Consider the following 23,579-nt stretch of genomic DNA (forward strand, 5'->3'; position numbering starts at 1 on the left):
TGCGTATTCGGCCGTGTGCCATTCTCGTCTCGCGTCTCATGCGAATTCTCAAAATGAGACACGTAGCGCGCAACGTGGCCTTCGCTTCGATATGCGCCACAGGGTTTGCAGCGACTGGTATGGAAGCTGCTTAGCGCTCTTTCTCAGCCAACCCAAAGAGCGAGGATCATCTCATGCAGGCTCCGCTGTCTCTACTCCCGCAAACCCAGGCGTTCATCGAGCGCGCACCGACCATGCTGATCGGCGACGCATGGGTCCATGCCGCCAGCGGCGCGAACATGCCCGTGCACAACCCGGCCACGGGCGCGCATCTCGCCGACGTGCCGAAGTCCGGCGCGGAAGACGTGGACCGCGCCGTGCGCGCGGCACGCCAGGCCTTCGACGATTCCGCGTGGAGCCGCATGCGCCCACGCGAGCGCCAGAATCTGCTGTGGCGTCTCGCCGATCTCGTCGAGCGCGACGCACAGATGCTGGCCGAGCTCGAGTGCGTGAACAACGGCAAGAGCGCCCAGGTGGCGCGCGTGATGGACGTGCAGCTCTCCATCGACTTTCTGCGCTACATGGCCGGCTTTGCGACGAAGATCGAAGGCTCGACCGTCGATGTCTCCATGCCGCTCATGCCCGAGGGCCAGTTCCATGGCTACACGCGCCGCGAAGCCGTAGGCGTGGTGGGCGCGATCGTCGCGTGGAATTTCCCGCTGCTGCTCGCGTGCTGGAAGCTCGGCCCCGCGCTCGCCACGGGCTGCACGGTCGTACTCAAGCCCGCCGACGAAACGCCGCTCTCCGCGTTGCGGCTCGCGGAGCTCGCGCTCGAAGCGGGCTACCCGCCGGGCGTCTTCAACGTGGTGACGGGCACCGGCGCCGAAGCGGGCGCCGCGCTCTCGCATCATCCGGACGTGGACAAGCTCACGTTCACGGGCTCGACCGAAGTGGGCAAGCTCATCGGCAAGGCGGCCATGGAGTCGATGACGCGCATCACGCTCGAGCTGGGTGGCAAGTCGCCTACCATCGTGCTGGACGATGCGGACCCGGCCGCCGCAGCAGCGGGCGCCGCCACGGCCATCTTCTTCAATCAGGGCCAGGTGTGCTGCGCGGGCTCGCGCCTGTATGTGCAGCGCAAGCGCTTCGACAACATCGTCGGCGACATTGCCTCGATCGCGAGCCGCATGAAGCTCGGCAACGGGCTCGATCCGAGCGTCGAGATGGGGCCGCTGATCTCGCAGAAGCAGCAGCAGCGCGTGATGGGCTACATCGAGCGCGGACGCGCGGCGGGCGCCCAGCTCGCCTGCGGCGGAGAGCAGTACGGCCCGGGCTACTTCGTGAAGCCCACCGTGATCGTGGATGCCGATCAGAAGGGCCCGCTCGTGCAGGAGGAGATTTTCGGGCCGGTGCTCGTGGCGATTCCGTTCGACACGATCGACGACGCGCTGCGCCTCGCCAACGATTCGCGCTACGGTCTGGGCGCGAGCATCTGGACCAACAACCTCGCGGCCGCGCACCGCATGATCCCGAAGATCAAGTCCGGCTCGGTGTGGGTCAACTGCCATAGCGCGCTCGATCCGTCGCTGCCGTTCGGCGGCTACCGCATGTCGGGCCTCGGCCGCGAAATGGGCGCCGCCGCCATCGAGCACTACACCGAAATCAAGTCCGTGCTCATGAGCATCTGACGAATGCGCACCATCGCTCGCGCGCGTCGCGCCGCGAGCGATGGCACGCACCCCGTTTTCTCCCCACACAACGAAGCACCATGAATCAGACGACACTCACCCGCCGCGCATTCGTGATTACCACGATTGGCGCGGCCGCCTCCCTCGTGCTTCAGCGCAACGCGCACGCCGAAGCCCCCCTGCTCACCGATAGCGACGCGCCGACGCCGCGCACGTGGACAAGGCCCAGTTCGCGCGCTACGCAGCGGGCCAGGACTGCGGCAACTGCTCGTTCTATCAGGGCAAGCCGGGCGACGCCGCGGGCGCGTGCCCGCTCTTCGGCGGCAAGCGCGTTTCGGCCGCCGGCTGGTGCAACGCGTACAACAAGCGCGCGGGCTAGCCGCGCGAGAAGCCTTGCGCGAGGCATCAGCGAGACACCCGTGCGCCGCGCCGAACGTAAGCAAACGATCTTGCGTGGCGCACCCATCGCAGCGCACTGGCGCTCCCCTTCGCACCCTAACCAGCGCGCATGCTCGCTGGCAAATCACGCGGCAAAACACGGGCAAACCCCGACGGAACACCCGATGCAGCCGCGCGATATGCGTTGTTCACCGGATGGATTCGCCCCGGCATCTGTGCGAGATTAGGCGGGCTTTTTTTCACACGCGGCACCGATGCAAGTGGCGAACCGCGATCACTCTAAAGGGGGACAGCTTGCAAGACTTCTTTCCTCCCGGCGCGGCGATTCCGGACCGGTTGCAAACCACCTGGCTGATCCGCGAGCGCCTGCGCGCCGAAGGTCATCTGCCCGAAGGCTATCTGCGCAGCGAGATCGACGCCTCGTGGCGCCGCTCGCTCGCGCACGGCGTGCGCGGCCATGACGACGCGCTCGTGAGCCTGCGCGAATTCGGCAACCTCGACGACCTGCACGCGGCCAACCGCATGCTGCTCGACGCGGCCGCGCCCGAGCTCGATTTCCTCGAAGAGCGTTGCGGACGCGAGGGCCTCGTGATACTCGCCGATGCCGACGCAACGATCCTGCGCGTGGAAGGCGACGCGGCCGCGCTCGCCGACCTCGGCATCTTCGACGTCTCGCCGGGCGCGACCTGGACCGAGTCGCTGCGCGGCACGAATGCGCTCGGCACGGCGCTCGTCGAAGGCCGGCCCGTGGCGATCGACAGCGGCGAGCATTTCATCGGCCGCCTGAGCCGCTTTTCATGCTGCTCGCTGCCGCTTACCGATCCGCACGGCAACGTGATCGGCGTGCTCGACCTCACGCGCGACGGCCAGTTGCCGATCCTGCACGACACGCATTCGATGCTGATCGGCGCGGCCGCCAATCACATCGAAACGCGCCTGTTCGAAGCGTTCTTTCCCGAGCTGTTCGTGCTGGCGTTTCATCCGCGCCGCCCGTATCTCGACTCGACGTGGAGCGGCGTGCTCGCCGTGCGCGACGACGGCGAGATCGTCGCGGCCAATGCGCAGGCTTGCGACCTGCTGCGTCTGTCGCGCAGCGAGCTCGTGCGCCGGCGCTGTGAAGGCCCGCGCGACCTGCCGTTCGCCGCGCTGCTCGATACGGCTGGCGCGCTGCGCGTGGCCGCGCTGCCGGGCGAATTCGCGTTTCGCGTATTGCGCGCGCCGCGCCGCGCCGCAACGCGCGTCGACAGCGCCCGCTCCGCGCAAGCATTCGTGCCAGGCGCGGCTGTCCGCTCGCACGCGCAGACCGCAAACACGGAAGGCCTCGTGAAGCTCGCGGGCCGCCAGAGCCGCCTGCTGCGCGCGCTGCAAATGGCGCGTCAAGGCCTCAACAATGGCTTGCCCGTGCTCGTGCAGGGCGAGACCGGCACCGGCAAGGAAGTGATCGCGCGCGGCCTGCACGAGGCCAGCGCACGCGCGGGCAAGCCGTTCGTGGCCGTGAACTGCGCCTCGATACCCGAGGGCCTCATCGAATCGGAGCTGTTCGGCTATCGCGACGGCGCGTTTACTGGCGCGCGCAAGGGCGGCATGACCGGGCGCCTGATGCAGGCCAATGGCGGCACGCTCTTTCTCGACGAAATCGGCGACATGCCGCTGCACTTGCAGGCGCGCCTGCTGCGCGTGCTCCAGGAGCGCAAGGTGGCGCCGCTCGGCGCGGGCGAGGAGCAGTCCATCGACATTGCCGTGATCTGCGCGACGCACCGTAATCTGCAAACGATGGTGCGCGAAAAGAGCTTCCGCGAAGACCTCTATTACCGCATCCACGGCGTGAGCGTGCATCTGCCCGCGCTGCGCGAGCGCGACGACGTGGACCTGATCGTCGAGTCGCTGCTGGCGCGGCTGGGCGCTTCGCAAGTGGGCATCAGCGCCGAGCTGGCCGACGTGTTCCGCACGCACGCGTGGCCCGGCAATATCCGCCAGCTCGAAATGGTGTTGCGCACCGCGCTAGCCGTGCGCGCCGACGACGAATACGAACTCGGCCTCGACCACCTCTGCGACGGCTTCATCGACGGCGCGTGCCCCACGACGCCCGGCGCGGGCCCTCACGGACTGATCCGCAAGCACGAGGACGAGCTGATACGCGAAAGCCTCGCGCGCCACGAGGGCAACGTCGCGGCCGCCGCGCAGACGCTCGGCATCAGCCGGGCGACGCTCTATCGCAAGCTCAAGCGGTTGCGTCCATGACGCATCTGAAATTCGTTCGACCTGCTAATTGACCATGCTGAGCCTGCTGCTACGTTTTATCAGGACCGACGACCGCGCACGGCTGCGCGAATCGATGGCGTGGCTGTACGGCTTCGTGCGCCCGCACCGGCTTGCGATTGCGGGCTTGCTAGCGCTTTCGGTAGGCGCGTCCTTTGTCGCGCTCGTGCAGCCGTGGATCACGAAGGAGATGATCGACCGCGGCCTCATCGGCCGTAATTACCCGGTGCTGCTCGCGCTCGCGGGCGCGATGGTGCTCGCCGGCATCGCGGGCACGCTGCTCGGCGGCGTCAACCGCTATCTGCACACGCGGCTTTCCGGGCGCGTGCTGTTCGCGCTGCGCGGCGCCGTATACACGCATCTGCAAAAGCTGCCGCCCTCGTTCTACGGCAGGCGGCGCATCGGCGACCTGCTTTCGCGGCTCGATGGCGATGTCGCCGAGATCCAGCGCTTCGCGCTCGATGCGCTCTTCTCCGCCGTCTCTAGCGTGGTCGGGTTGATCGGCGCCGTGGCGCTGCTGCTCACGCTATCCGCCAAGCTGTCCCTGCTGGTCGCGGTGCTGATTCCGTTCGAGGCCTTGTGGCTGCGCCATATGCGCCGCAAGGTCGAGCGCGACGCGCGCAGCCTGCGCGAGAGCGCCGCCGATCTCTCGTCGTTTCTCGTCGAGACGCTGCCGGCGATGAAATTCATCCAGGCATCGGGCCAGCAGGACGCCGAGCGCCGCCGCCTCGACGGCCTTGGCGACCGCTACATGGAGCGGCTGCTCAAGCTGCAGCTCACCGAATTTTTCACGCAGTCGGTGCCCGGCCTCTTCACTTCGTTTTCACGTACGGGCGCGTTCCTGCTCGGCGGCTACTGGGTCGTCAAGGGCACGTGGCAGCTCGGTTCGCTGATTGCGTTCACGACCTACCTGGGCATGGCGGTCGGCCCCGTGAAGAGCCTGCTCGGCCTTTACGTCGCGCTGCAACGCATGACCGTGAGCCTCGCGCGCGTGGTCGAGCTGCAACGCGAGCCCGTCATGGTGACCCCGCCCGCACAGCCCGCGCCCTCGCCGGCCGGCAGCGATCTCGCGTTCGAAGACGTCTGGTTCGCCCACGACGCGCGCACGCAGGGCATCCTGCGCGGCGTCTCGGCCGTGCTCCCCGCGGGCAGCAAGGTCGCGCTGAGCGGCGCCTCGGGTGTGGGCAAGTCCACGCTCATCGACCTCATGCAGCGCTTCTACGATCCGCAGCAAGGGACACTGCGCCTGGGCGGCGTGGATCTGCGCGAGCTCGATCTCGCCGAGCTGCGCCGCCGCATTGCGGTCGTGAGCCAGGACATCGTGCTGTTTCGCGGCAGCCTCGCCGACAACGTGCGCTACAGCGCACCGCACGCGAGCCGTGCGCAGATCGTGGAAGCGATACGCGCCGCGCAGCTCGACGAGCTCGTGGCGACGCTGCCCGAAGGCATCGACAGTCTCGTCGGCGAGCGCGGGCAGCAGCTATCGGGCGGTCAGAAGCAGCGCATCGCGATCGCGCGCGCACTGCTGCAAGACGCATCGATCCTCGTGCTCGACGAAGCAACCTCGGCCGTGGACGAGGCCACCGAGCGCCAGGTGATCGCGCAGATCGACGCGCTCTTTCAGGCGCGCACGCGCGTGCTCATCAGCCATCGCGCATCCACGCTCGCGCACGCCGATCTGCATTTCGATCTTGCCGAAGGACGCCTGCAGCGCCGCCCCAATGCGTACGAGGAGTGTGCCGCCCATGTCTCATGAATTGCGCGTCGGCGTTGTGGATAGCGGATACGGCGGCGCTCAGGCGGCGTCGGTGGACGCCGCGCTAGGCTTTGCACTTGGCGAAGATCTATGCGTGCATGAGCATGTCGCCACGCCCGACAAACTCGGCCACGGCAGCGCCGTGCTCGCGCACATCCTGCACGCCGCGCCCGGCGCGCGCTTTTGCGTGGCGCAAGTCTTTCACGAGCGCCCGGTCACGAGCGCCGCGCAAATCGCCTCGGCGGTGCGCTGGCTGATCGCGCAGCGCGTGCGCATCATCAATCTGAGCCTCGGCGTGCGCGCCGATCGCAACGCGTTGCGCGAAGCGTGTGAAGAGGCCGTGGAAGCCGGCATCGTGGTCTGCGCATCGAGCCCCGCACAGGGCGCGGGCGTGTTTCCCGCCAGCTACCCGGGCGTCGTGCGCGTGACCGGCGACGCGCGTTGCGCCGCGCACCAGTGGTCCTGGCTCGACACGGCACAGGCCGATTTCGGCGCGGTGGTGAAGGGGCAGACTCAACACATGCCTGGCATGGCTAACGAACGCGGTGCACCCGCTGGCGCGAGCATCGCCACGGCCGCGCTCAGCGGCCACCTCGCGGCCCGGCTCATGCTCGATCCCGCAGCGGACCGCGACGCGCTGCTCGCGCATCTGCGTGCGCATGCGGCTTTCATCGGCGCCGAACGGCGCTCGCTCGCATCATGAAGGCCCCGCATATCGTCGTGCTCGGAGCGGGGCCCGCGGGCGCGGCCGTGGCGCGCGCGCTGGCCAAGCTCGGCTACGCGGTGACCGTGGTGAGCGACCGGCGCCGCTTCGACGCCGTGGAGGGCCTGTCGCTACGCGTGCTCGAGGGCCTGCGCCGCGCGGGCCTCATGCGTGCCGCCGTGTGCGCCGAAGGACCGTGCGCGCGCACCACGCTCTGGAACGGCGTCACGCAAACGGTCAATGCCGAGTTTCTGGTCGACCGGCACGCCTTCGACGCTGCGCTGCGCGAAGACTTGCGGGAAGCGGGCGTCGAAGTGGTCGAGGCGATGGTGCGTTCGGTGCAATCGACGCCGCAGACGCATGACCTGATGATCGAGACCACTGATGGACCGCTCTCGCTGAATGCCGACTTTCTCGTGGAAGCGCGTGGGCGGCTCGCGCCGCTCATGCGCGACGCCACGCGCGGCCCGCAAACGCTGAGCCTCCTGAACGTCTGGCAAGGTGCGCCGGCCGCTGCCGCCTCGGCGGTGGAAAGCCTGCAGGACGGCTGGGCCTGGATGGCGCGCCTGCCCGACGGCCGCTGCTACTGGCAGATGACGCTCGACGTCGCGAGCGCGGAGCTGCCGCAGCGCGACGAGCTGCTCGCGTTCTGCGCGCGCATGCGGCATTCGCCGCTCGCGAGCGCGTTCTTTGCCGGCGAGACCGGCGCGCAGGCACGGCTCTATGCGCGCAGCAGCACGGCCACGCTGTGCGGGCGCACCGGTGGGCGCAACTGGCTGCGCGTGGGCGACGCGGCGATGGCCGTCGATCCGCTCTCGGGTAATGGCATCTTTCAGTCGCTCTCGTCGGCGTTGCAGGCGCCCGCCGTGATTCATACGCTCATCAGCCGGCCCGAGCGCGCCGAGTTGGCGCTGCGGTTTCATCAGCAGCGTATCGAGCATCTGTTTCTGCGCTTTGCGCGCACGGGGCGCGATTTCTATGCGCTTGAGCGGCGCTTTGGGGAGGCGCCGTTTTGGCAGGCTCGCAGCAATTGGCCCGATGATGTGCCCACTCATCAGGTGCCCGATTTCGGGCAGCTTACGATTGCTCGTGCGCCGGTGATCGATGGTGATGTGATCGGCGAGGCCGATGTTGTTGTTAGTCCGGATCAGCCGCTGGGCGTCTGGCATCTGCAAGGGGTGCCGCTTGCGCCCATCGTCGAGAAGCTCAAGCATGAGAGTGCGGTAGAGACGCTCAAGTCGCTTGATGCTGATACTGCTCGTATGATTCGGCAGTGGCTCGTGGCGCAAGGATATCCGCATGCGTTTGTTTGAGTGCGTCTTGCGACTGCTGGTTTTTGTTTTCGGTTGTTTTTGGGTTGTGACTTAACTTGTTTTCGCGGCGGGCCGCAGGCGTTGCCCCTGTGCGGGGCGGCACCTACTTTTCTTTGCAGCCGCAAAGAAAAGTAGGCAAAAGAAAGCGGCTTAAACCGCCAGTGTGACGCAGTCCCCCACTGCCCTTATTATCGGAGCGGCTCCGGGGCATCCGTCATCTCGCACACTCCACATTAGTGACAAAGGGCTCATGATTCCCGCCACGCGCTACGCGCGGGCGGAAGGGTATGCATGGAAAACCGGGCGCGCTGCCATGCGAATACGCGGAAGTTCTGCAGCCTAATATGTTGTACTCCTACTGATACGCGAGTGTTCTTCCATGTGAATACATTGGATTCCAATGAATACGCGTATATCCCAATGGTTTTAGTTATGCCCCACGGCGCGCGCAGCGCCGCCGGATGGATGAGCCCTTAGTCACTCCGCTATACGCTCCGTGATGGCAGACGCTCCGGAGCCGCTCCGATATACAGGGCAGTGGGGGACTGCGTCACACTGGCGGTTTGAGCCGCTTTCTTTTGCCTACTTTTCTTTGCGGCTGCAAAGAAAAGTAGGTGCCGCCCCGCACAGGGGCAACGCTTGCATCCCGAATGCAAAACAAGGAAACGCGCATGAACCGCGCAAACCATCCCGAGTAGCGCGAGCACTGTCTCAACTTGAGACGCAACTCGAAACACTTGTCGAATAGTGCGACACAGCACCTACGGTCCACCACCGCCCACTCCCACCAGGCGGCCCGCATCCACATGGCACAAGTCCTGCTTCGATGCCTCGCATCCAACCCGCACTCAACCTGAATCGCCACGGCCATTTCATGAATAAAACCCTCGTCGCCGCATCAGCAGGATTCCTGATTTATTGCTCGCACGCCGCCGCGCAAAGCAGCGTGACACTCTTCGGCGTTCTCGACGAAGGCATCAACTACACGAGCAACGTGGGCGGCCACGCGTCCTGGCAAACCGCAAGCGGCGAGCTTTCGGTCAGCCGCTGGGGCCTGCGCGGCACAGAAGATCTCGGCGGCGGCCTGAACGCCGTCTTCGACCTCGAAAGCGGCTTCGCGCTCGACAACGGCCAGACAGCCTATGGCGGACGCCTGTTCGGCTATCAATCCTACGTCGGGCTGCAGTCGGACCGCTACGGCTCGCTCACGTTCGGTCGTCAGTTCGACTCGATCGCCGACACCGTGGGCCTCCTGACGGCCAACGGCAATTGGGCAGGCTTCCTGTTCTCGCATCCGCTCGACAACGACAACACCGACGCCACGTACCACGCCAGCAACTCGGTCAAGTACACGAGCCCCGCATGGGCAGGCCTCACAGCCACCGCGCTCTACGGCTTCAGCAATCAGGCGGGCGGCTTCGCGAACAACCGCGTCTTCAGCGCGGGCGTGAACTACACGTGGCAGACGCTCACACTCGCGGCGGTCTACGAGGATCTGGACGCACCAGGCGCGAACGCGAGCGGCTCGATTGCCAATGACGACATCGGCTTCGCCGCGCAGAACCAGAAAACGTGGGGCTTCGGCGCGAACTACGGCATCGGCCCCGTCACGCTCGGGGCCGTGTACACGCGCGCGAACGTCATGCAGCCGAGCGCGTCGATCTACGTGGGCGACCTGGGCCTCGGCGATCACGCCAGCCTGAAATTCGACAACTTCGAAATTAACGCGCGCTACAACCTGACGCCCGCCGTGATCCTGGGCGGCATGTACACCTACACGCGCGCCTCGCTCGACGAGGACAGCGGACGCTCGTCGCTGCACTGGAACCAGGTGGGCGCGATGGCGCAATACCTGTTGTCCAAGCGCACGTCCGTGTATGGCCAGCTAGTCTGGCAGTCGGTCTCGGGCGGCAACACCGGCACGCCCCTCGACGATGCGCTGATTCCGGGCACGGCAGGCGCCTCGTCGAACTCGCATCAGATCGTCGCGCGGCTCGCGATCAATCACACGTTCTGATCGAGCCGGTCTCCGGGGGCGATCCCGGCCCGGCAAAAATGCGCGAAGTGGCCTAAACTGGCGCCCTCGTTCGACGCGATGGCGCTCGCGCTTTTCGCCCAACCCGGTACTTCCCATGTTTTCGCTTTCCGACACTCTGCCCGCCGACAAACCCGCCCTCTATGCCACGCTCGCCGCCCAGGCGCGTGCGCTGATCGAAGGCGAAGCCGATGGCATCGCCAACGCGGCGAACTTCTCGTCGCTCGTGTTCAACTCGCTCGAAGGGCTGAACTGGGCCGGCTTCTACTTCTTCGACGGCACCGAGCTCGTGGTCGGCCCGTTCCAGGGCAAGCCCGCGTGCGTGCGCATTCCGCTCGGCAAGGGCGTGTGCGGGACCGCTGCGCAAACGCGCGAGACCCAGGTCGTCGCCGATGTGCACGCGTTCCCGGGCCATATCGCCTGCGATTCGGCTTCGCAATCGGAAATCGTCGTGCCGCTCGTCGCGCCGGACGGCTCGCTCATCGGCGTGTGGGACGTGGACAGCCCGCACCTCGCGCGCTTCGACGAAGCAGACGCGCAAGGCATGGCCGAGCTGTGCCGAGTGTTCGTGGAATTCGGCTGGAAAAAAGCGGCCTCGCGCTGACCCTCGCCGATGAACGCCCGCAGACGCTAACGGCGGCAACGCCTGCGGAACCTCGCCGCTACGCGCCCTCGCCCGGACCACCCGCCTTCAGGAAATCGACGAACGCCCTGAGCGGCGCGGGCAAGTGCCGCCGGCCCGGATAGTAGAGAAACGGCCCGGAAAACTGCGGCCACCAGTCCTGCAGCAGCGGCTCGAGCGCGCCGCTTGCGAAATGCGGCTTCAGCATGTCCTCGAACAGCGCGATCACGCCCGCGCCGCCCAGCGCCATCTCGAGCGCGAGATCCAGCGCCGCCGCCGGCTTCACCACGAGCGCGCCGGGCGGATCGACACGCAGGGTCTCGCCATCGCGCTCGTATTCCCAGATCGCCATCGCGCCGCCCGAAAAACGCACGCGCAGACAAACGTGCCCGAGCAGATCGCGCGGGTGCGCGGGCCGGCCGCGCGCGGCGAGATACGCGGGCGACGCGGCCGTTGCGAAACGCTGCACGAGCGGGCCAATCGGAATCGCGATCATGTCCTGCTCGAGCCGCTCGTCGTAGCGGATGCCCGCGTCGCAGCCCACCTGAAGCACGTCGACGAAACCGTCCTCCACCACCACTTCCACGCGGATCTCGGGATACGCGGCCACGAACCGCGCGAGAATCGGCGGCAGGATGCTGCGCGCCACATTGGCCGGCACGTTCAGGCGCAGCACGCCCGCGGGCCGGTCGCGATAGCCGTTCAGAACGTCGAGCGCGGCCTTCATTTCGGCGAACAGCGGCGTGATGGTTTCGAGCAGGCGCTGCCCCGCCTCCGTGGGCGCGACGCTGCGCGTGGTGCGGTTGAGCAGGCGCAGCCCGAGCTTCGCCTCGAGCCGACGCACGGCCGTGCTCAGGCTCGAAGCGGAAACACTGCTCGAACGGGCCGCGTCGCGAAAGCCGCCCGCGCGCGCGACGGCGGCAAAGGCGGCCAGATCGTTCATTTCGAACGCGGCCAGCGAGGGGTTCGCTGGCGTTGGGGTTTCGTGACTCATGGCGGTCGGGAGTTGCATGCGTGCGTATGCACTGCATTGTGCGGAATTTCGAACAACCCGTGCGGATCAGGTGGGATTATCCAACAACGCGGCAGCGCCCATACTGGCGCCATCCACTCACGAGGAGCACGACATGCCGCAAACGTCCAGCCAACCGTCCACTCATTCGGCCGCCCAACCGAGCCGCACGTTCGCGCTCGCGGGCCGCACTGTCAACCGCATGGGCTACGGCGCCATGCAGCTCGCCGGCCCCGGCGTGTTCGGGCCGCCGAAGGACCGCGCGACGGCTGTCGCCGTGCTGCGCGAAGCGCTCGCGCTCGGCGTGAACCATCTCGACACGAGCGATTTCTACGGCCCGCACGTGACGAACCAGATCATCCGCGAGGCGCTCCATCCCTATCCCGCCGATCTCACGATCGTCACCAAGGTGGGCGCGGTGCGCGACGGCACGGGCGCCTGGCTGCCCGCGCAGGAGCCCGCCGATATCGAGCGCGCCGTGCACGACAATCTGCGTAATCTGGGTCTCGATGCGCTCGACGTGGTCAATCTGCGCATCATGGGCGACGTCCACCAGCCCTCCGAAGGCCCCATTGAAAGGCAAATGGAAGCGCTCGCTGCGCTGCGCGAGCGCGGGCTCGTGCGCCACATCGGCATCTCCAATGCGACGGCGAAGCAGATCGACGATGCCGGGCAGATCGCCCCCATCGTCTGCGTGCAGAACCACTACAACCTCGTCAATCGCACCGACGACGCGCTGATCGACACGCTCGCCGCACGTGGCATCGCCTATGTGCCGTTCTTCCCGCTTGGCGGCTTCTCGCCGATCCAGTCGACGGCGCTTTCGGAGATCGCGCAGTCGCTCGGCGCCGCGCCGATGACCGTCGCGCTCGCGTGGCTCCTGCACCGCGCGCCCAATATCCTGCTGATTCCGGGGACGTCATCGCTCGCGCATCTGCATGAGAATATGAGCGCAGAAACGCTCGAACTCTCAGTCGAGGTGCTGGCGCAACTCGATGCGATCGGCAAGCCTGGCGCATGAAGTTGTGAGCACGTCCGGCAGAACCGCCAGTCGAAAACCGAGGCGAAAAAAAACCGCGGCCATCAGACCGCGGTTGACAGAGTTCTGCCACTCTCATCGACCGCACGCGCCGCTCCCTCAAGCGGCTCGTGCGCAACTACGTGGAGCGCAATGGATTTCGCAGATCAGGTCTGCGAATCCGGCGCCGCATCGCCTGCGTCGGCTTGCTGGGTGCCGTCGTCGGCTTGCTTCTCGTCTTCCTTCTTCTCGGCCATCTTCTCGAGCGCCCCCGCGCCCTCGAAGCCCGCAACCGCGGCGGCCGCCTTCGTCAGGAAACCGGCGTCCGTGTCGACCTTTTCCGTTGCTTCCACGGCGGCGATCGCACCAGCGACCTTGCCTACTTCGTCCAGAATGCCCATTTGATCCCTCCGGTAGATTGCCGCTCGATTGCAGCCAGATTCCTGCGTTGCGCCTGCGCGGCGCTGTCATCGCGCCCAGGCTCTCCGCCGCCCTTGATGCTCGCCCAATGCGGCGGGCGTTGATGCATTTTGGGCGCACGTGATACGCAGGGCAATCATATCCCTCAAAAATTGACAATGGTTAACGGTTCAATCGACTTACGATTCTTGCGGCGCGTCAAGGGCGTGCTTATACTGAATCCGTCTCCTCCATGTCTCCTTTGACGTGGTTCAAGCCCGCCCCGGCGTTCCATTCAGCGAACCTTTCGGCGGGCTTTTTCTTTTCTTTCGCGCCGCGTCGGTCAAGCGGCCATCAAGCGCGTGGCCAACGCGCGATGAACGCCCGGAAAACCGGGCGCCTGGCACTCAAAATCCGCTCCACTCCCCACCCGCGCGGGCTGGCATAATTCACGTTTCGTCTTTCAACACGCTGTCGTCATGAGTCTCCACACCTGGTGGCTGTTCCTCGCCACAGTCTTCGTCGTCTGCGCCATTCCCGGCCCCAATATGCTGCTCATCATGTCGCACGGCGCGCAATACGGCATGCGCCGCACCAGCGCGACGATGGGCGGCTGCCTTTCGGCGCTTGTGCTGATGCTGGCCGTCTCCGCCGCCGGCCTGGGCGTGTTCCTGCAAGCGTGGCCGACCATGTTCAACGTGTTGCGCTTCATTGGCGCGGCGTATCTCGTGTATCTGGGCGTCAAGGCCTGGCGCTCGCCCGTGAGCGAGAGCGGCGCCGGGGCCAGCGAAGCCATGGCCGAGGCGCTCGCCCCCCGCGCCGGGCGCTCACCGGGCGCGCTGTTCCGCAACGGCTTTCTGGTGGCGAGCAGTAACCCCAAGGCGATCTTGTTCGCGGCGGCGCTGCTGCCGCAGTTCATCGACGCGAGCCGTCCCACGCTGCCCCAGTTCGGCGTGCTGGTGGCCACCTTCGCCGTGTGCGAAGTGAGCTGGTATCTGGTCTATGCGGGCTTCGGCACGCGCATCGGCGCAACGCTCAAGAGCCAGCGCGTGGCGAAGGCGTTCAACCGCGTGACGGGCAGTGTGTTCGTTGGTTTTGGCGCGATGATGGCACTCATTCGCCAGTAAGCGACTGTCGCTTGCGAAGAACAGTGGTCGGGGAGCCATTAATCTTTAACTCGGAAGCCCCTCTTGGCGTTTTGACGACGCTCATCGGTGGGAAGGCGACCGCATCGACTACGCGCTCGAAGCCTGCGAAAAGCACCCGGACCGCTTCGGCATCATGGCGCGCATTCCGCAGAACAAGCCTGTGCGCTGATTGGGGTCTTATGCATCCATTCAATCGACGACAACCGTTTCGTCGTCGATCGCTCGCGTGAGCAAGTCGAGAAACGCCTGCATGGTTTGCGGCAGCGTGCGGCCCGCCATCGTCTGGATCTGCAGCGTGCGCTGATGCAATTCCGGGTTCATGAGCGGCACGGCGGTCAGCCCCTCCACTTCGAGATGACCACGCACAGTGAGAAAGCCGGTGAACGTCACGGCGTCAGTGAGGCGCACGAACCTTTGCAGCGCCACGTGATAGTTGCTCACGAACACCGGCTCGAAGATCACCCCTTCGAGGCTGCACGCGATGTCGAAGAGCTGCCGGATCGTGACGCCCTGGTTGTGCAACGCAACGGGCCATGGCAGCAAATCGTGCAACGACACCGATTCGCGGGCGGCCAGCGGATGATCGCGCCGCATCAGCGCGAAAATGGGCGCGCGCTGCGAATAGTGCACGGCGATCTCTTTCTCCGGCGCGAGGCTGAAGCAAAGGGCAATATCGGCGGTCCCCTCTCTCACGCGCTGCGTTGCCACGGAAGGCGCCGACACGTCCAGCTGAAAATGCGTTTTCGGCCAGGCCTTGAGAAAGTGCGCGAACACCTGCGGCAGAAAATGCGGCGCCAGGCCTTCGGAACTCGCGACGCGTATCGTCGCGCGGCCGCCCTCGGTCAAGCCGCGAATCTCGCCTGTCACGCGCTCCGTCTCGAGCAGGCTGCGTCGTGCGTGCTCGGCGAGCACGCGCCCCGCTTCGCTCAGCACCATGCCGCGCGGGCGCCGCTCGAATAGCGGCGTGCCCAACTCCGCTTCGAGTCTCGCGATCTGCCGGCTCAGCGCCGAACCCGCCACGTAGAGCCGCTCCGACGCCTTGCTCAGCGAGCCGCAGCGGGCCACCTCCAGAAAATAACGCAGGGCGGTGTTGTCCATGTCTATGGGCGTGGTCTCGTTCTGCTTTGCCGTTTCGGCAACGGTGGGTCGCAAATATTGTAATTGCGCAGAAATAACGGCGGTTGCAGGATCGTCGAAAGTGACTTTCAACAGGACATCGCCCTTACTGGCGCAGGATCGGTGTAAGCGCTCAAGCGCTTGCTCCGATCGACAGGACATGCGGTGCGGGGTTGCCCGTGCGGAACGCGAGCACCTCGAGATTGTTCCGACAACGCTTGCATGAGGAATCCGCAATGAGCATCGATTCCGTTCCAGCGCATCACGGCAGCGAGCCCTGGTCAGCGCCCGCGCAAAACACCTCGGGGAAGAGCGTCTCGCGGCTCATCCTCGCCACCTCGATCGGCAACGCACTCGAGTTCTACGACCTGCTCGCGTACGGCTACTTCGCGTCGACGCTGTCGAAGCTCTTCTTCCCCGTCCACAACGCAACGATCTCGCTGCTGCTCACGCTAGGCACGTTTGCGCTTTCGTATCTCGCGCGGCCGGTCGGCGCGCTCGTGCTCGGCTCGTACAGCGACCGCAAAGGCCGCAAGGCATCGCTCACGCTCTCCATCGCGTTGATGACGATCGGCACCGGCATGGTCGCGCTGATGCCCACTTACGCGGCAATCGGCATACTCGCGCCCATCGGCATTTTCGCGTCGCGTCTTCTGCAAGGCTTCTCTGCGGGGGGCGAATTCGGCAGCTCCACGGCTTTCCTGATCGAGCACGCGCCGCAGCGCAGCGGCTTCATGTCGAGCTGGCAGTTTTCAAGCCAGGGCGCGAGCACGGTGCTCGTCTCCTTGTTCGGCGCGGTGCTGATGAGTGTGCTCACACGGCCGCAGCTCGAAGGCTGGGGCTGGCGCATACCGTTTTTGTTCGGCATCCTGATCGGTCCCGTGGGTCTCTATATCCGCAGACGCATCGACGAAACGCCCGAATTCGAGCGCATCGAAAAGGCCGCTTCGCCCGTGCGCGAGCTGCTCGCCACGCAAAAGTCACGCGTGCTTGCATCGATTGGCGTGCTGGTGCTGACCACGTCGGCCCAATATGTGCTCCTCTACATGCCGACCTATGCCGCGCGCCAGCTCGGCCTCGCGCCTACGTCGGGCTTCATCGCCACACTCGTTGCCGGCCTCATCGCCATCGTGCTCACGCCTGTCGTGGGCCACTGGTCGGACAAGGTGGGCCGCACGCGTATCATGCTCGTCGCGGGCGTGCTGTTTTTCCTCAGCGTCTATCCCGCGTTCATGTTCGTGAACGCGCATCCATCACTGCTCACGTTGCTGGCCGCCGTAATCTGGGTCGCGGTGCTGAAAGTCACCTATTTCGCGTCGATTCCGGCGCTCATGGCCGGTTTCTTCCCAACGCGCACGCGCACCACGGGCATGGCGCTCGCCTACAACATCGGCACGACGGTGTTCGGCGGCTTCACGCCGCTTGCCGTCGCCGCGCTCATTGCGGCGACGGGCAACAATCTCGCGCCGGGGCTCTGGCTGATGTTCGCGGCGGTCGTGAGCCTCGTTACGCTGATCTGGGCGCGCGCACGCCTCGCGGCACGCTGAACCGACCGAAACGGACGGACACACAAAGGAACCACGCACGTATGCAACACGATTTGCCGCAGGAGTTTCAGGACGCCATTCAGTTTTCCATCGATCACGAATCGGCATGGGATCGCAACGCCGATGGCAAGTTTGGCGTGCACATGAACGATCCGCCGCCCTGGAACCGCCTGCTCGGTCCGATCCATGACCGCGGTCCCGTATCGGGCGCCGTTTCCGTGGAGGGACGCCTTTTTGCGCAATGGGGCGAGCCCGATCGTCCCGACCTCACCTTCAGCATCGCGAAGACGTATCTGGCGCTGCTTGCGGGCGTCGCGCACGACCGCGGCCTGCTGCCCGATCCCGATGAGCCAGTGCGCGTACGTGTGCCGGGCATCGGTTTCGACGAGGGTCACAATGCATCGGTCACGTGGACGCATCTGCTGCAACAGACGAGCGAATGGCAAGGCACGTGCTTCGGCCTCCCGGATCAGGCCGATCACTATCGCGCCGTCACGTTCGGTGAGCCGCCCAACGGCCAAAAGGGCGATTTGCGACCCTTGCAGACACCCGGCACCTACTGGGAATACAACGACGTGCGCATCAACCAGCTTTCGCTTGCGCTGCTGCATCTGTTCGGGCGGTCGCTGCCGGAAGTGTTTCGCGAGACGATCATGCGGCCTGTTGGCGCGAGCGAGAACTGGCAATGGGTCGGTTACGACAACGCGTGGCTCGATATGGGCGGCAAGCGCGTGCAGTCGGTGCCCGGCGGCTCGCATTGGGGCGGCGGCATGTCGGTGAGCGCGAACGATCAGCTAAAGGTTGCGCAAATGCTGCTCGATGATGGCGTGGCGCAAGGCCTTCGCGTGCTCTCGAGCGAATGGATCGCACGCATGCGCACGCCCTGCCCGATCGCGCCGTTCTATGGTTCGCTGGTGTGGCTCAACACAGGGCAGCGCATGTTTCCGAGTGTGCCCGAGTCAAGCTACTTCGGCGTCGGCGCAGGCAGTTCGTTCATGTGGATCGAGCCCGAGCGCAAGATCGCGCTGATTGTGCGCTGGCTAGATTCGCAGTTCGCGGATGCGTTCTTCGGCAAGGTGCTGCACCGGGCAACCCACGGGTGAGCGGCGCAGGTTCTGCGATCAGGATTCACACGACCCTCGGCGTCGCCGCGCGCCTGCCCGGCTTTTTCGCAAATCGAGCGGTGCCGCTCGTGGTGGTCAGCCCTTCGCGTGCATGGCTTTCACAAGCGCCGCTGCGGAGGCGCCTTCGAGCGACAACCCATAGCCAACTTCCTGCACGATGCGTTGTTTCAGCGGCCAAATAAAGTGAATGCGCGTATTGCGGCGTGCCACTTCAGGTGCTTTCAAGTACTGCCTCGCCAGTTCCTGTGCGCGGCCAAGCGCCCCGCCGTCTGGCACGACCTCGGCAACCACGCCCCACTCGCGTGCAACCGCCGCCGTAATGGGCTGTGCATTGAACAGGAAAGCCTCCGCCCTCCCCGCTCCCGCGCGATAGCTCCAGGTGGTGAAGATGCCGTCGCCAGGCACAACACCCGCAGCATAGTGGCCCATGTCGTGGAAGGTGGCACCTTCCGCAGCCACAATGACGTTGGCCAGCAGAACATATTCCGAGTGGATATGGGCACGCCCCTCGATGGCCGCGATGACGGGTACGCGTATATTGGCGATGTTTTCCAGGACCTGAACGCCTTCGTCATGGATCTGGCTCCAAATATCGGGGTCGGAGACGTCCTTGAACGATGCCCAATCGACTCCGGTCATGAAGTCCCCGCCTGCACCCGTGAGGATGACGATCTTGTTCGCCCGATCCTGAGAAATCCGGTAGAACGCGTCGACAACCTCGGTGTGGGCCTCCGCCGTGAAAGTCAGCGGGCCTCCATTGGTATGGAACTGCACGACCAGCACGCCGTCCTCATCCCGTGTCAACTTCAGGTTGCTGTAGGCGGTGAAATAGTTGTCCGGATTCGATTGCACGATGCTCTCCTAAGTCAGAACGTACTGAATTGGCACCGCCGGCCTGTGGCGGGTTAATTTCATCAAGTAACAGAAAGGCCCCCAAATTAAGCCCATGGAGCACCCCGATGCCCGGCGTCACGCAAAGAATCCGGCCAACGCACGAGCCACTGCGGCAGCATCATTTTCCATAGGAATGTGGCCCGCCTTGGGAATCCGGACAAGCTGCGTGTACGGGATCTCTTTGGCGAAACGCTCCGCGTGCTCGACGAGCTGAAAGCTGTCGTCTTCCCCCCAAACGAGCAGCTTTGGCGTTTGCGACGCGCGAAGACGCGGCAGCAGTTCCATCGTGTAACGATTGTCCGCCGCACCGGCAAAGGCGAGCCACGACCGTGCAACGCGCGGTTCCGTCCAGGGTTCGAGATACTCGGCCACTTCGCTTTCCGTCGTTGGCCTGGCCAGTGCGGTGAGAACCGACTTGCGACGGGCAGCAAGGATATCCTCCGTCGTCGTCGCCGCGGCCACCGCCGGATCGCGGAACCGGGCAACGCCGGGCACCGGCCACGAATCGAACATCACTGCATTGACGAGCGCAAGCTTGCTGACCTCGATCTTCCCGTCGACCAGCACCTGCTGCGCAATACCTCCGCCAATGTCGTGCCCCGCTACACCCACCGGTCCCGTGATACCGAGCGCGTCCAGGAAGTGCGGCAGCCAATTCGCCAACGCGGGGATCGAGGCATCCGCGATAGTCAACTCGCCACCCGAGCGGCCGGAGCCGGGAAAATCCACCGCAATGGCGCGCAATCCGGCGGCGGCCAGATCGTCGAGCACCGGCTGCCATACACGACTCCAATAGGTGCCGTGCAGCATCAACAAGACGGGGGCTGCCGGGTCACCGGCGCTCAGGTAGCTGACCGGCACGCCAGCCACGTCAACCGTTCGTCGTTCCATTGTGAAAATCCTCCGTTGCGACCCGTGGTGCGCAACTCGCATGTCATGAATTGTCTTAGCGAATGAATTGCTTTACGTAGTCAGCACCGAGGCCGATCTCTTCGTAATGTTTGCGAGCGGCTTCGATCTTCGTGAACACGTCTTCGTATCCCACTGCCACGCCTTGAGGATCGACGTAGGTGTACCCGCCCGTGACGTGGAACCACGTGATCATCTCCTTGACGTCCTCGGGCACGTACAAGGTGTGGGTCTCGCCTGCCGGCTCGTGTGCGTAACCGCCCTCCTCCGCAACCCAGTCGTGCTCGAGGTAATACCATCTGCCTCGCAGAACGATCGCGTGGACGGGTCCGGTATGGCGGTGGCGCGAGAGCACGCCGGACTGGCGCACTCTGAGAAGATTGACGTAGTAGCCCTGGCTGGCGCTGAGGAGCAGCGGCTTGAATGAAACAGTGGGCGTCATGGGTACCCAAAGCTTGTCGTCTTCCAGCCATTTGCCGAGTATGCCCGGATGCACGATGTCGGGTGACATGTCAGGGGGTTGAGGCAGTTGATAAGCAATCGCACGCTCATCAGGCTTTCCGGCGGTTGTGCTGGTCATGTTGCGAGACCTCCAAAGGATTTCGAATCCCGGCGGGAGATTCGTGGTATCCAGATGGTGCGCGCGGCGTCACCCTGGCAGAAGTCCCTTCAGGCACATAACATCCATTCCAGGCAGGCATAACGCGTTTGACGCCTGTACCACGGCTGATGCCGGAACGCGGCAGCAGGTTGAGCAAGGTTGGCTCCGCGCCAGCGCTCCGGTGAAAAATGGGCGTGATCGATACTGGTGCGAACGCCTTCATCTTGTGCATCGTCGAACCTTGGCAGGGCAAGTAGAGGTCTCACACGCTAGCGTCGTGCGCACATAAAAGGCGATGTCCAGGTGTTGCGGCCCGCATGACGCCTACCGCTCGCCATCTTCGGCTTCACTGGCACACACATTGCTTAATTCGACCCCGAGAGGTGTGAAGCCATTTACATCTTCTTAAGGATTGCTAGGGTTCCGGTCGCGTTGCGCGATGTCTGGTCCGAGAGCGATCCGGCCTTACCGCTTCCTCTATCTGCGAGGTTGCGACGAGGCTCCACGGAGGGATAAAAGCCCGGGAGGTCGCGATGCTGTTCTTCGCCCTCTCACGCCTTTATTTCAACCGAGCAAGGAGCCTTCATGCCCTCTTCTCCCGGCGTCAATCTTCTGCCTCTCACGTGCGGACAATATGTCCCTCTGATTTTTAACGATCAGGCAAGCCCCCGGAACCAGTGCTGCAATCGCATGCCAGCAGCCAGCGCGCTGCCCAAATTGGCTTTTCTCGCGCCACCACGTAGCGTGTCGACCGCATAGAAAAGTCATCTAGTCATGTCGGAATAAGAACCTTCCGTCTTTTCGTCATGCGAACCGATCTCGGAAAGAGTCAGAGGCGGCAACTCATTGGCATGTTCGTCTTTAACCGGGCAGCCCTTCGCCCTGTGTTCGCAAACTATGAGATCCATCAGATTCGAATCACAAACGGATAGATCATGCACGATCAAAAACTTGGCACGACCGTCAAACACGCTGCGAATCGGGTCATCGCGCTCATGGCGTTGTTCGCGGCCTCAATGGCCACGCATGCCGCTGAGCCACTGAAGATCGCCTATAACGACTGGCCGGGCGCCGTGGCATGGCAGGTCGCAATCGATAAAGGATGGTTCAAGGAAGCGGGCGTCGATGTTGACTTTGAGTGGTTCGATTACTCCGCAGCACTCGACGCTTTTGCAGCAGGCAAGCTCGACGCCGTCGGCGTAACCAACGGCGACCTGCTAGCCACCGGTGCCAGCGGAACAAAGTCGGTGATGATCATGCTCACCGATTATTCGAGTGGCAACGATATGGTCGTAGCGAAGCCCGGCATCAAAGGTCTGAAAGACCTGAAAGGCAAGAAAATTGCCGTCGAGAAAGGACTGGTCGATCATCTGTTGCTGCTTGACGGCCTGAAGAAGGCCGGCATGACAGAGTCGGACGTCACGCTGGTCAATGCGAAGACCAACGAGCTGCCGCAAATCCTCGCCTCGTCCGATATTTCTGCGATCGGCGTATGGGCACCCGTATCGGGGCAGGCCATGCAGCGTGTGCCGGGTTCGCGTCCGATCTTCACGTCGGCCAACGAACCGGGGTTGATTTACGACGGCGTCGCAGTCAGCCCGACTAGCCTCGCCGCCCACAAGGCTGACTGGGTGAAAGTGGTCAAGGTATGGAATCACGTGGTCAGCTATATCAACGACCCCGCGACACAGCCAGACGCCGTCAAGATCATGGCGGCTCGCGTGAACCTGACGCCCGAGGCCTTTCTACCGCTATTGAAGGGGACCCACTTGCTGAACCTGAGCGACAACCGCAAGATCTTCGTCAAGGGAGAAGGCTTCGGATCGTTATATGGTTCGTCGAAGGTCGCCGACGATTTCAACGTGAGCAACGCGATATATCCGAAATCACAGGACGTCGACCGTTATTTTGACGCGTCGTATATCAACGCGAGATAAGCCGGCCATCCGAACTCGGAGGAGCGAATACCGATTCGCGCCTCCGACTGTGGCGATGCCCACTCGACCCCGCAACGACATGAGCACTCAGGTTGCGATCCATTTACATGTTTGAGGGAAAACGATGAATCCGGCTACTCACCTCGACACGATGCGACGGCAGTGGCAGTCAGAAACCGATTATCCCGTGGCCGAAGCGTGGTACCAACGCCTTGACTCGCACAACGGCATAACCCGCATCTGGGAACCTCATGTGCATCCGCTCGAGCAAGCGAACTTCTGGCATATCCGCGGTAGCGAGAGAGACCTGCTGATTGATAGCGGCATGGGCATCGTGCCATTGCGGGAGAGCTTCCCCGACCTGTTCGACGGCAAAGAGATCATTGCGGTGGCGACCCACACGCATATCGACCATATTGGCGCGATCCATGAGTTCGAACACCGCTGGGTTCACGCTGCTGAAGCGCGCCAGATGGAACATCCGTCCGGTGTGGTCACGCTCATTTGTTCAGACATCCATCCTGCGTTGAGTCAGATTTTCGTCGAGGCGGGCTATCCGCCGTTTGATGAGTTGCTGGTCGACGCTTTTCCCCACGCGAACTTCAACCCATTCGATTATCGTCTGCGCGGTGCGGTTCCGACCCGCCTGCTTGCCGACAAGGACGTCATCGACTTGGGCGACAAACGCTTCGAGATTCTTCATCTGCCGGGTCATTCACCCGGCAGCATCTGCGTATGGGAAGAAGCGACCGGCGTCCTTTTTACCGGCGATCTGATCTACGACGGCCCCCTTGTCTACGAAGGGCCCGGCATGGATCTGGACATCTACGCGCAGTCGCTGCGCAAGCTTAAAGAGCTTCCGGTGAGCGTCGTTCATGCAGGCCATGATCCGAGCTTCGACCGCGCCCGACTGCTACAGATCATCGACGACTATTTGAGCCGGTGGAACCTGAGATAACAGTGGTGGGTTCGAAGATCAGATCGTTTGCCTTCAGAAGTCCGGATGGGCCGCGGAGTAAACCCGATATACAGCGTGCCCGTCCGATTCATGACACTTCGCGGTCTGAACGTATAGCTCAGCAAGTCGAACTGGCAGCTTGGATAGTCCACCAGCCGATTG

The 23,579-nt window shown here is 64.2% G+C and carries 20 protein-coding genes and 1 riboswitch; of the genes, 14 read left to right on the plus strand and 6 right to left on the minus strand.

Annotation, left to right across the window (positions count from 1 at the left end; all coding sequences use genetic code 11):
- Positions 1-173 precede the first annotated feature (173 nt).
- The 8 genes from E1956_RS39500 to E1956_RS39535 all read left to right on the plus strand — a co-directional run bounded on the left by E1956_RS39500 (position 174) and on the right by E1956_RS39535 (position 10,736).
- Positions 174-1,667, plus strand: coding sequence for an aldehyde dehydrogenase family protein (locus E1956_RS39500; RefSeq protein WP_134758739.1), 1,494 nt, complete (start codon positions 174-176; stop codon positions 1,665-1,667).
- A gap of 214 nt (positions 1,668-1,881) precedes the next feature.
- The gene (locus E1956_RS47795; RefSeq protein ID WP_418789342.1) at positions 1,882-2,046 is read left to right on the plus strand and encodes a high-potential iron-sulfur protein; all 165 of its coding nucleotides are present in this window, start codon (positions 1,882-1,884) and stop codon (positions 2,044-2,046) included.
- A 314-nt stretch (positions 2,047-2,360) separates the two neighbouring features.
- The gene (locus E1956_RS39510; RefSeq protein ID WP_197732990.1) at positions 2,361-4,307 is read left to right on the plus strand and encodes a sigma-54-dependent Fis family transcriptional regulator; all 1,947 of its coding nucleotides are present in this window, start codon (positions 2,361-2,363) and stop codon (positions 4,305-4,307) included.
- A 34-nt stretch (positions 4,308-4,341) separates the two neighbouring features.
- Positions 4,342-6,081 (plus strand): ABC transporter ATP-binding protein, encoded by a 1,740-nt coding sequence (locus E1956_RS39515; protein ID WP_134759684.1) that lies wholly within the window; start codon positions 4,342-4,344, stop codon positions 6,079-6,081.
- A complete protein-coding gene (qhpE, locus tag E1956_RS39520; RefSeq protein WP_134758741.1) occupies positions 6,071-6,784 on the plus strand; it encodes a subtilisin-like serine protease QhpE in 714 nt (237 codons plus the stop codon). The genes E1956_RS39515 and qhpE overlap by 11 nt, the downstream gene beginning before the upstream one ends.
- Positions 6,781-8,097: a flavin-dependent monooxygenase QhpG gene (qhpG, locus tag E1956_RS39525; protein WP_134758742.1), complete on the plus strand. Its 1,317-nt coding sequence runs from the start codon at positions 6,781-6,783 to the stop codon at positions 8,095-8,097. The genes qhpE and qhpG overlap by 4 nt, the downstream gene beginning before the upstream one ends.
- 874 nt (positions 8,098-8,971) lie before the next feature.
- Entirely contained in the window at positions 8,972-10,114 is a 1,143-nt protein-coding gene (locus tag E1956_RS39530) for a porin (protein ID WP_134758743.1), read from the plus strand.
- Positions 10,115-10,229: 115 nt separating this feature from the next.
- Positions 10,230-10,736, plus strand: coding sequence for a GAF domain-containing protein (locus E1956_RS39535; protein ID WP_134758744.1), 507 nt, complete (start codon positions 10,230-10,232; stop codon positions 10,734-10,736).
- Positions 10,737-10,794: 58 nt separating this feature from the next.
- On the opposite strand, the gene E1956_RS39540 is transcribed toward E1956_RS39535, so the two are convergent.
- Positions 10,795-11,748 (minus strand): LysR family transcriptional regulator, encoded by a 954-nt coding sequence (locus E1956_RS39540; RefSeq protein WP_134759686.1) that lies wholly within the window; start codon positions 11,746-11,748, stop codon positions 10,795-10,797.
- A 133-nt stretch (positions 11,749-11,881) separates the two neighbouring features.
- On the opposite strand from E1956_RS39540, the gene E1956_RS39545 reads away from it, so the two are divergent.
- Positions 11,882-12,787 (plus strand): aldo/keto reductase family oxidoreductase, encoded by a 906-nt coding sequence (locus tag E1956_RS39545; RefSeq protein WP_134758745.1) that lies wholly within the window; start codon positions 11,882-11,884, stop codon positions 12,785-12,787.
- Positions 12,788-12,951: 164 nt separating this feature from the next.
- Here E1956_RS39545 and E1956_RS39550 read toward each other — a convergent pair whose 3' ends face one another.
- The gene (locus E1956_RS39550) at positions 12,952-13,185 is read right to left on the minus strand and encodes a hypothetical protein (RefSeq protein ID WP_028220657.1); all 234 of its coding nucleotides are present in this window, start codon (positions 13,183-13,185) and stop codon (positions 12,952-12,954) included.
- Between the two features lie 477 nt (positions 13,186-13,662).
- Between E1956_RS39550 and E1956_RS39555 the strand changes: the two genes are divergently transcribed.
- A complete protein-coding gene (locus E1956_RS39555) occupies positions 13,663-14,310 on the plus strand; it encodes a LysE family translocator (RefSeq protein ID WP_134758746.1) in 648 nt (215 codons plus the stop codon).
- Positions 14,311-14,520: 210 nt separating this feature from the next.
- Here E1956_RS39555 and E1956_RS39565 read toward each other — a convergent pair whose 3' ends face one another.
- Positions 14,521-15,429, minus strand: a complete 909-nt coding sequence (locus E1956_RS39565) for a LysR family transcriptional regulator (RefSeq protein ID WP_134758747.1) — start codon at positions 15,427-15,429, stop codon at positions 14,521-14,523.
- Between the two features lie 254 nt (positions 15,430-15,683).
- Between E1956_RS39565 and E1956_RS39570 the strand changes: the two genes are divergently transcribed.
- A complete protein-coding gene (locus tag E1956_RS39570; protein WP_134758748.1) occupies positions 15,684-16,994 on the plus strand; it encodes an MFS transporter in 1,311 nt (436 codons plus the stop codon).
- A gap of 41 nt (positions 16,995-17,035) precedes the next feature.
- The gene (locus E1956_RS39575) at positions 17,036-18,097 is read left to right on the plus strand and encodes a serine hydrolase domain-containing protein (protein WP_134758749.1); all 1,062 of its coding nucleotides are present in this window, start codon (positions 17,036-17,038) and stop codon (positions 18,095-18,097) included.
- A 96-nt stretch (positions 18,098-18,193) separates the two neighbouring features.
- Here E1956_RS39575 and E1956_RS39580 read toward each other — a convergent pair whose 3' ends face one another.
- From E1956_RS39580 to E1956_RS39590, 3 genes are all read right to left on the minus strand, one after another.
- Positions 18,194-18,970, minus strand: coding sequence for an enoyl-CoA hydratase/isomerase family protein (locus E1956_RS39580; protein ID WP_134758750.1), 777 nt, complete (start codon positions 18,968-18,970; stop codon positions 18,194-18,196).
- Between the two features lie 117 nt (positions 18,971-19,087).
- Complete coding sequence (locus E1956_RS39585) at positions 19,088-19,903, minus strand: alpha/beta fold hydrolase (RefSeq protein WP_134758751.1); 816 nt, start codon at positions 19,901-19,903, stop codon at positions 19,088-19,090.
- Between the two features lie 55 nt (positions 19,904-19,958).
- Positions 19,959-20,501, minus strand: coding sequence for a 2,4'-dihydroxyacetophenone dioxygenase family protein (locus E1956_RS39590; RefSeq protein WP_134758752.1), 543 nt, complete (start codon positions 20,499-20,501; stop codon positions 19,959-19,961).
- 425 nt (positions 20,502-20,926) lie between these two features.
- Positions 20,927-21,051, plus strand: a riboswitch (guanidine-I (ykkC/yxkD leader).
- A 406-nt stretch (positions 21,052-21,457) separates the two neighbouring features.
- Here E1956_RS39590 and E1956_RS39595 point away from each other — a divergent pair.
- Positions 21,458-22,459 carry an ABC transporter substrate-binding protein gene (locus E1956_RS39595; RefSeq protein WP_134758753.1) on the plus strand — a complete coding sequence of 334 codons (1,002 nt, stop codon included), beginning with the start codon at positions 21,458-21,460 and terminating at the stop codon, positions 22,457-22,459.
- A 124-nt stretch (positions 22,460-22,583) separates the two neighbouring features.
- Positions 22,584-23,417, plus strand: a complete 834-nt coding sequence (locus E1956_RS39600; protein WP_134758754.1) for an MBL fold metallo-hydrolase — start codon at positions 22,584-22,586, stop codon at positions 23,415-23,417.
- Positions 23,418-23,579: the final 162 nt, after the last annotated feature.

The sequence above is a fragment of the Paraburkholderia pallida genome (assembly GCF_004524855.1).
In the GTDB taxonomy this organism is placed as follows: domain Bacteria; phylum Pseudomonadota; class Gammaproteobacteria; order Burkholderiales; family Burkholderiaceae; genus Paraburkholderia; species Paraburkholderia oxyphila.

Coding starts and splice junctions, on each gene's coding strand:
- E1956_RS39500 (WP_134758739.1), top strand. CDS start 174: ATGCAGGCTCCGCTGTCTCTACTCCCGCAAACCCAGGCGTTCATCGAG.
- E1956_RS39515 (WP_134759684.1), top strand. CDS start 4,342: ATGCTGAGCCTGCTGCTACGTTTTATCAGGACCGACGACCGCGCACGG.
- qhpE (WP_134758741.1), top strand. CDS start 6,071: ATGTCTCATGAATTGCGCGTCGGCGTTGTGGATAGCGGATACGGCGGC.
- qhpG (WP_134758742.1), top strand. CDS start 6,781: ATGAAGGCCCCGCATATCGTCGTGCTCGGAGCGGGGCCCGCGGGCGCG.
- E1956_RS39530 (WP_134758743.1), top strand. CDS start 8,972: ATGAATAAAACCCTCGTCGCCGCATCAGCAGGATTCCTGATTTATTGC.
- E1956_RS39535 (WP_134758744.1), top strand. CDS start 10,230: ATGTTTTCGCTTTCCGACACTCTGCCCGCCGACAAACCCGCCCTCTAT.
- E1956_RS39540 (WP_134759686.1), bottom strand. CDS start 11,748: ATGAGTCACGAAACCCCAACGCCAGCGAACCCCTCGCTGGCCGCGTTC.
- E1956_RS39545 (WP_134758745.1), top strand. CDS start 11,882: ATGCCGCAAACGTCCAGCCAACCGTCCACTCATTCGGCCGCCCAACCG.
- E1956_RS39550 (WP_028220657.1), bottom strand. CDS start 13,185: ATGGGCATTCTGGACGAAGTAGGCAAGGTCGCTGGTGCGATCGCCGCC.
- E1956_RS39555 (WP_134758746.1), top strand. CDS start 13,663: ATGAGTCTCCACACCTGGTGGCTGTTCCTCGCCACAGTCTTCGTCGTC.
- E1956_RS39565 (WP_134758747.1), bottom strand. CDS start 15,429: ATGGACAACACCGCCCTGCGTTATTTTCTGGAGGTGGCCCGCTGCGGC.
- E1956_RS39570 (WP_134758748.1), top strand. CDS start 15,684: ATGAGCATCGATTCCGTTCCAGCGCATCACGGCAGCGAGCCCTGGTCA.
- E1956_RS39575 (WP_134758749.1), top strand. CDS start 17,036: ATGCAACACGATTTGCCGCAGGAGTTTCAGGACGCCATTCAGTTTTCC.
- E1956_RS39585 (WP_134758751.1), bottom strand. CDS start 19,903: ATGGAACGACGAACGGTTGACGTGGCTGGCGTGCCGGTCAGCTACCTG.
- E1956_RS39590 (WP_134758752.1), bottom strand. CDS start 20,501: ATGACCAGCACAACCGCCGGAAAGCCTGATGAGCGTGCGATTGCTTAT.
- E1956_RS39595 (WP_134758753.1), top strand. CDS start 21,458: ATGCACGATCAAAAACTTGGCACGACCGTCAAACACGCTGCGAATCGG.
- E1956_RS39600 (WP_134758754.1), top strand. CDS start 22,584: ATGAATCCGGCTACTCACCTCGACACGATGCGACGGCAGTGGCAGTCA.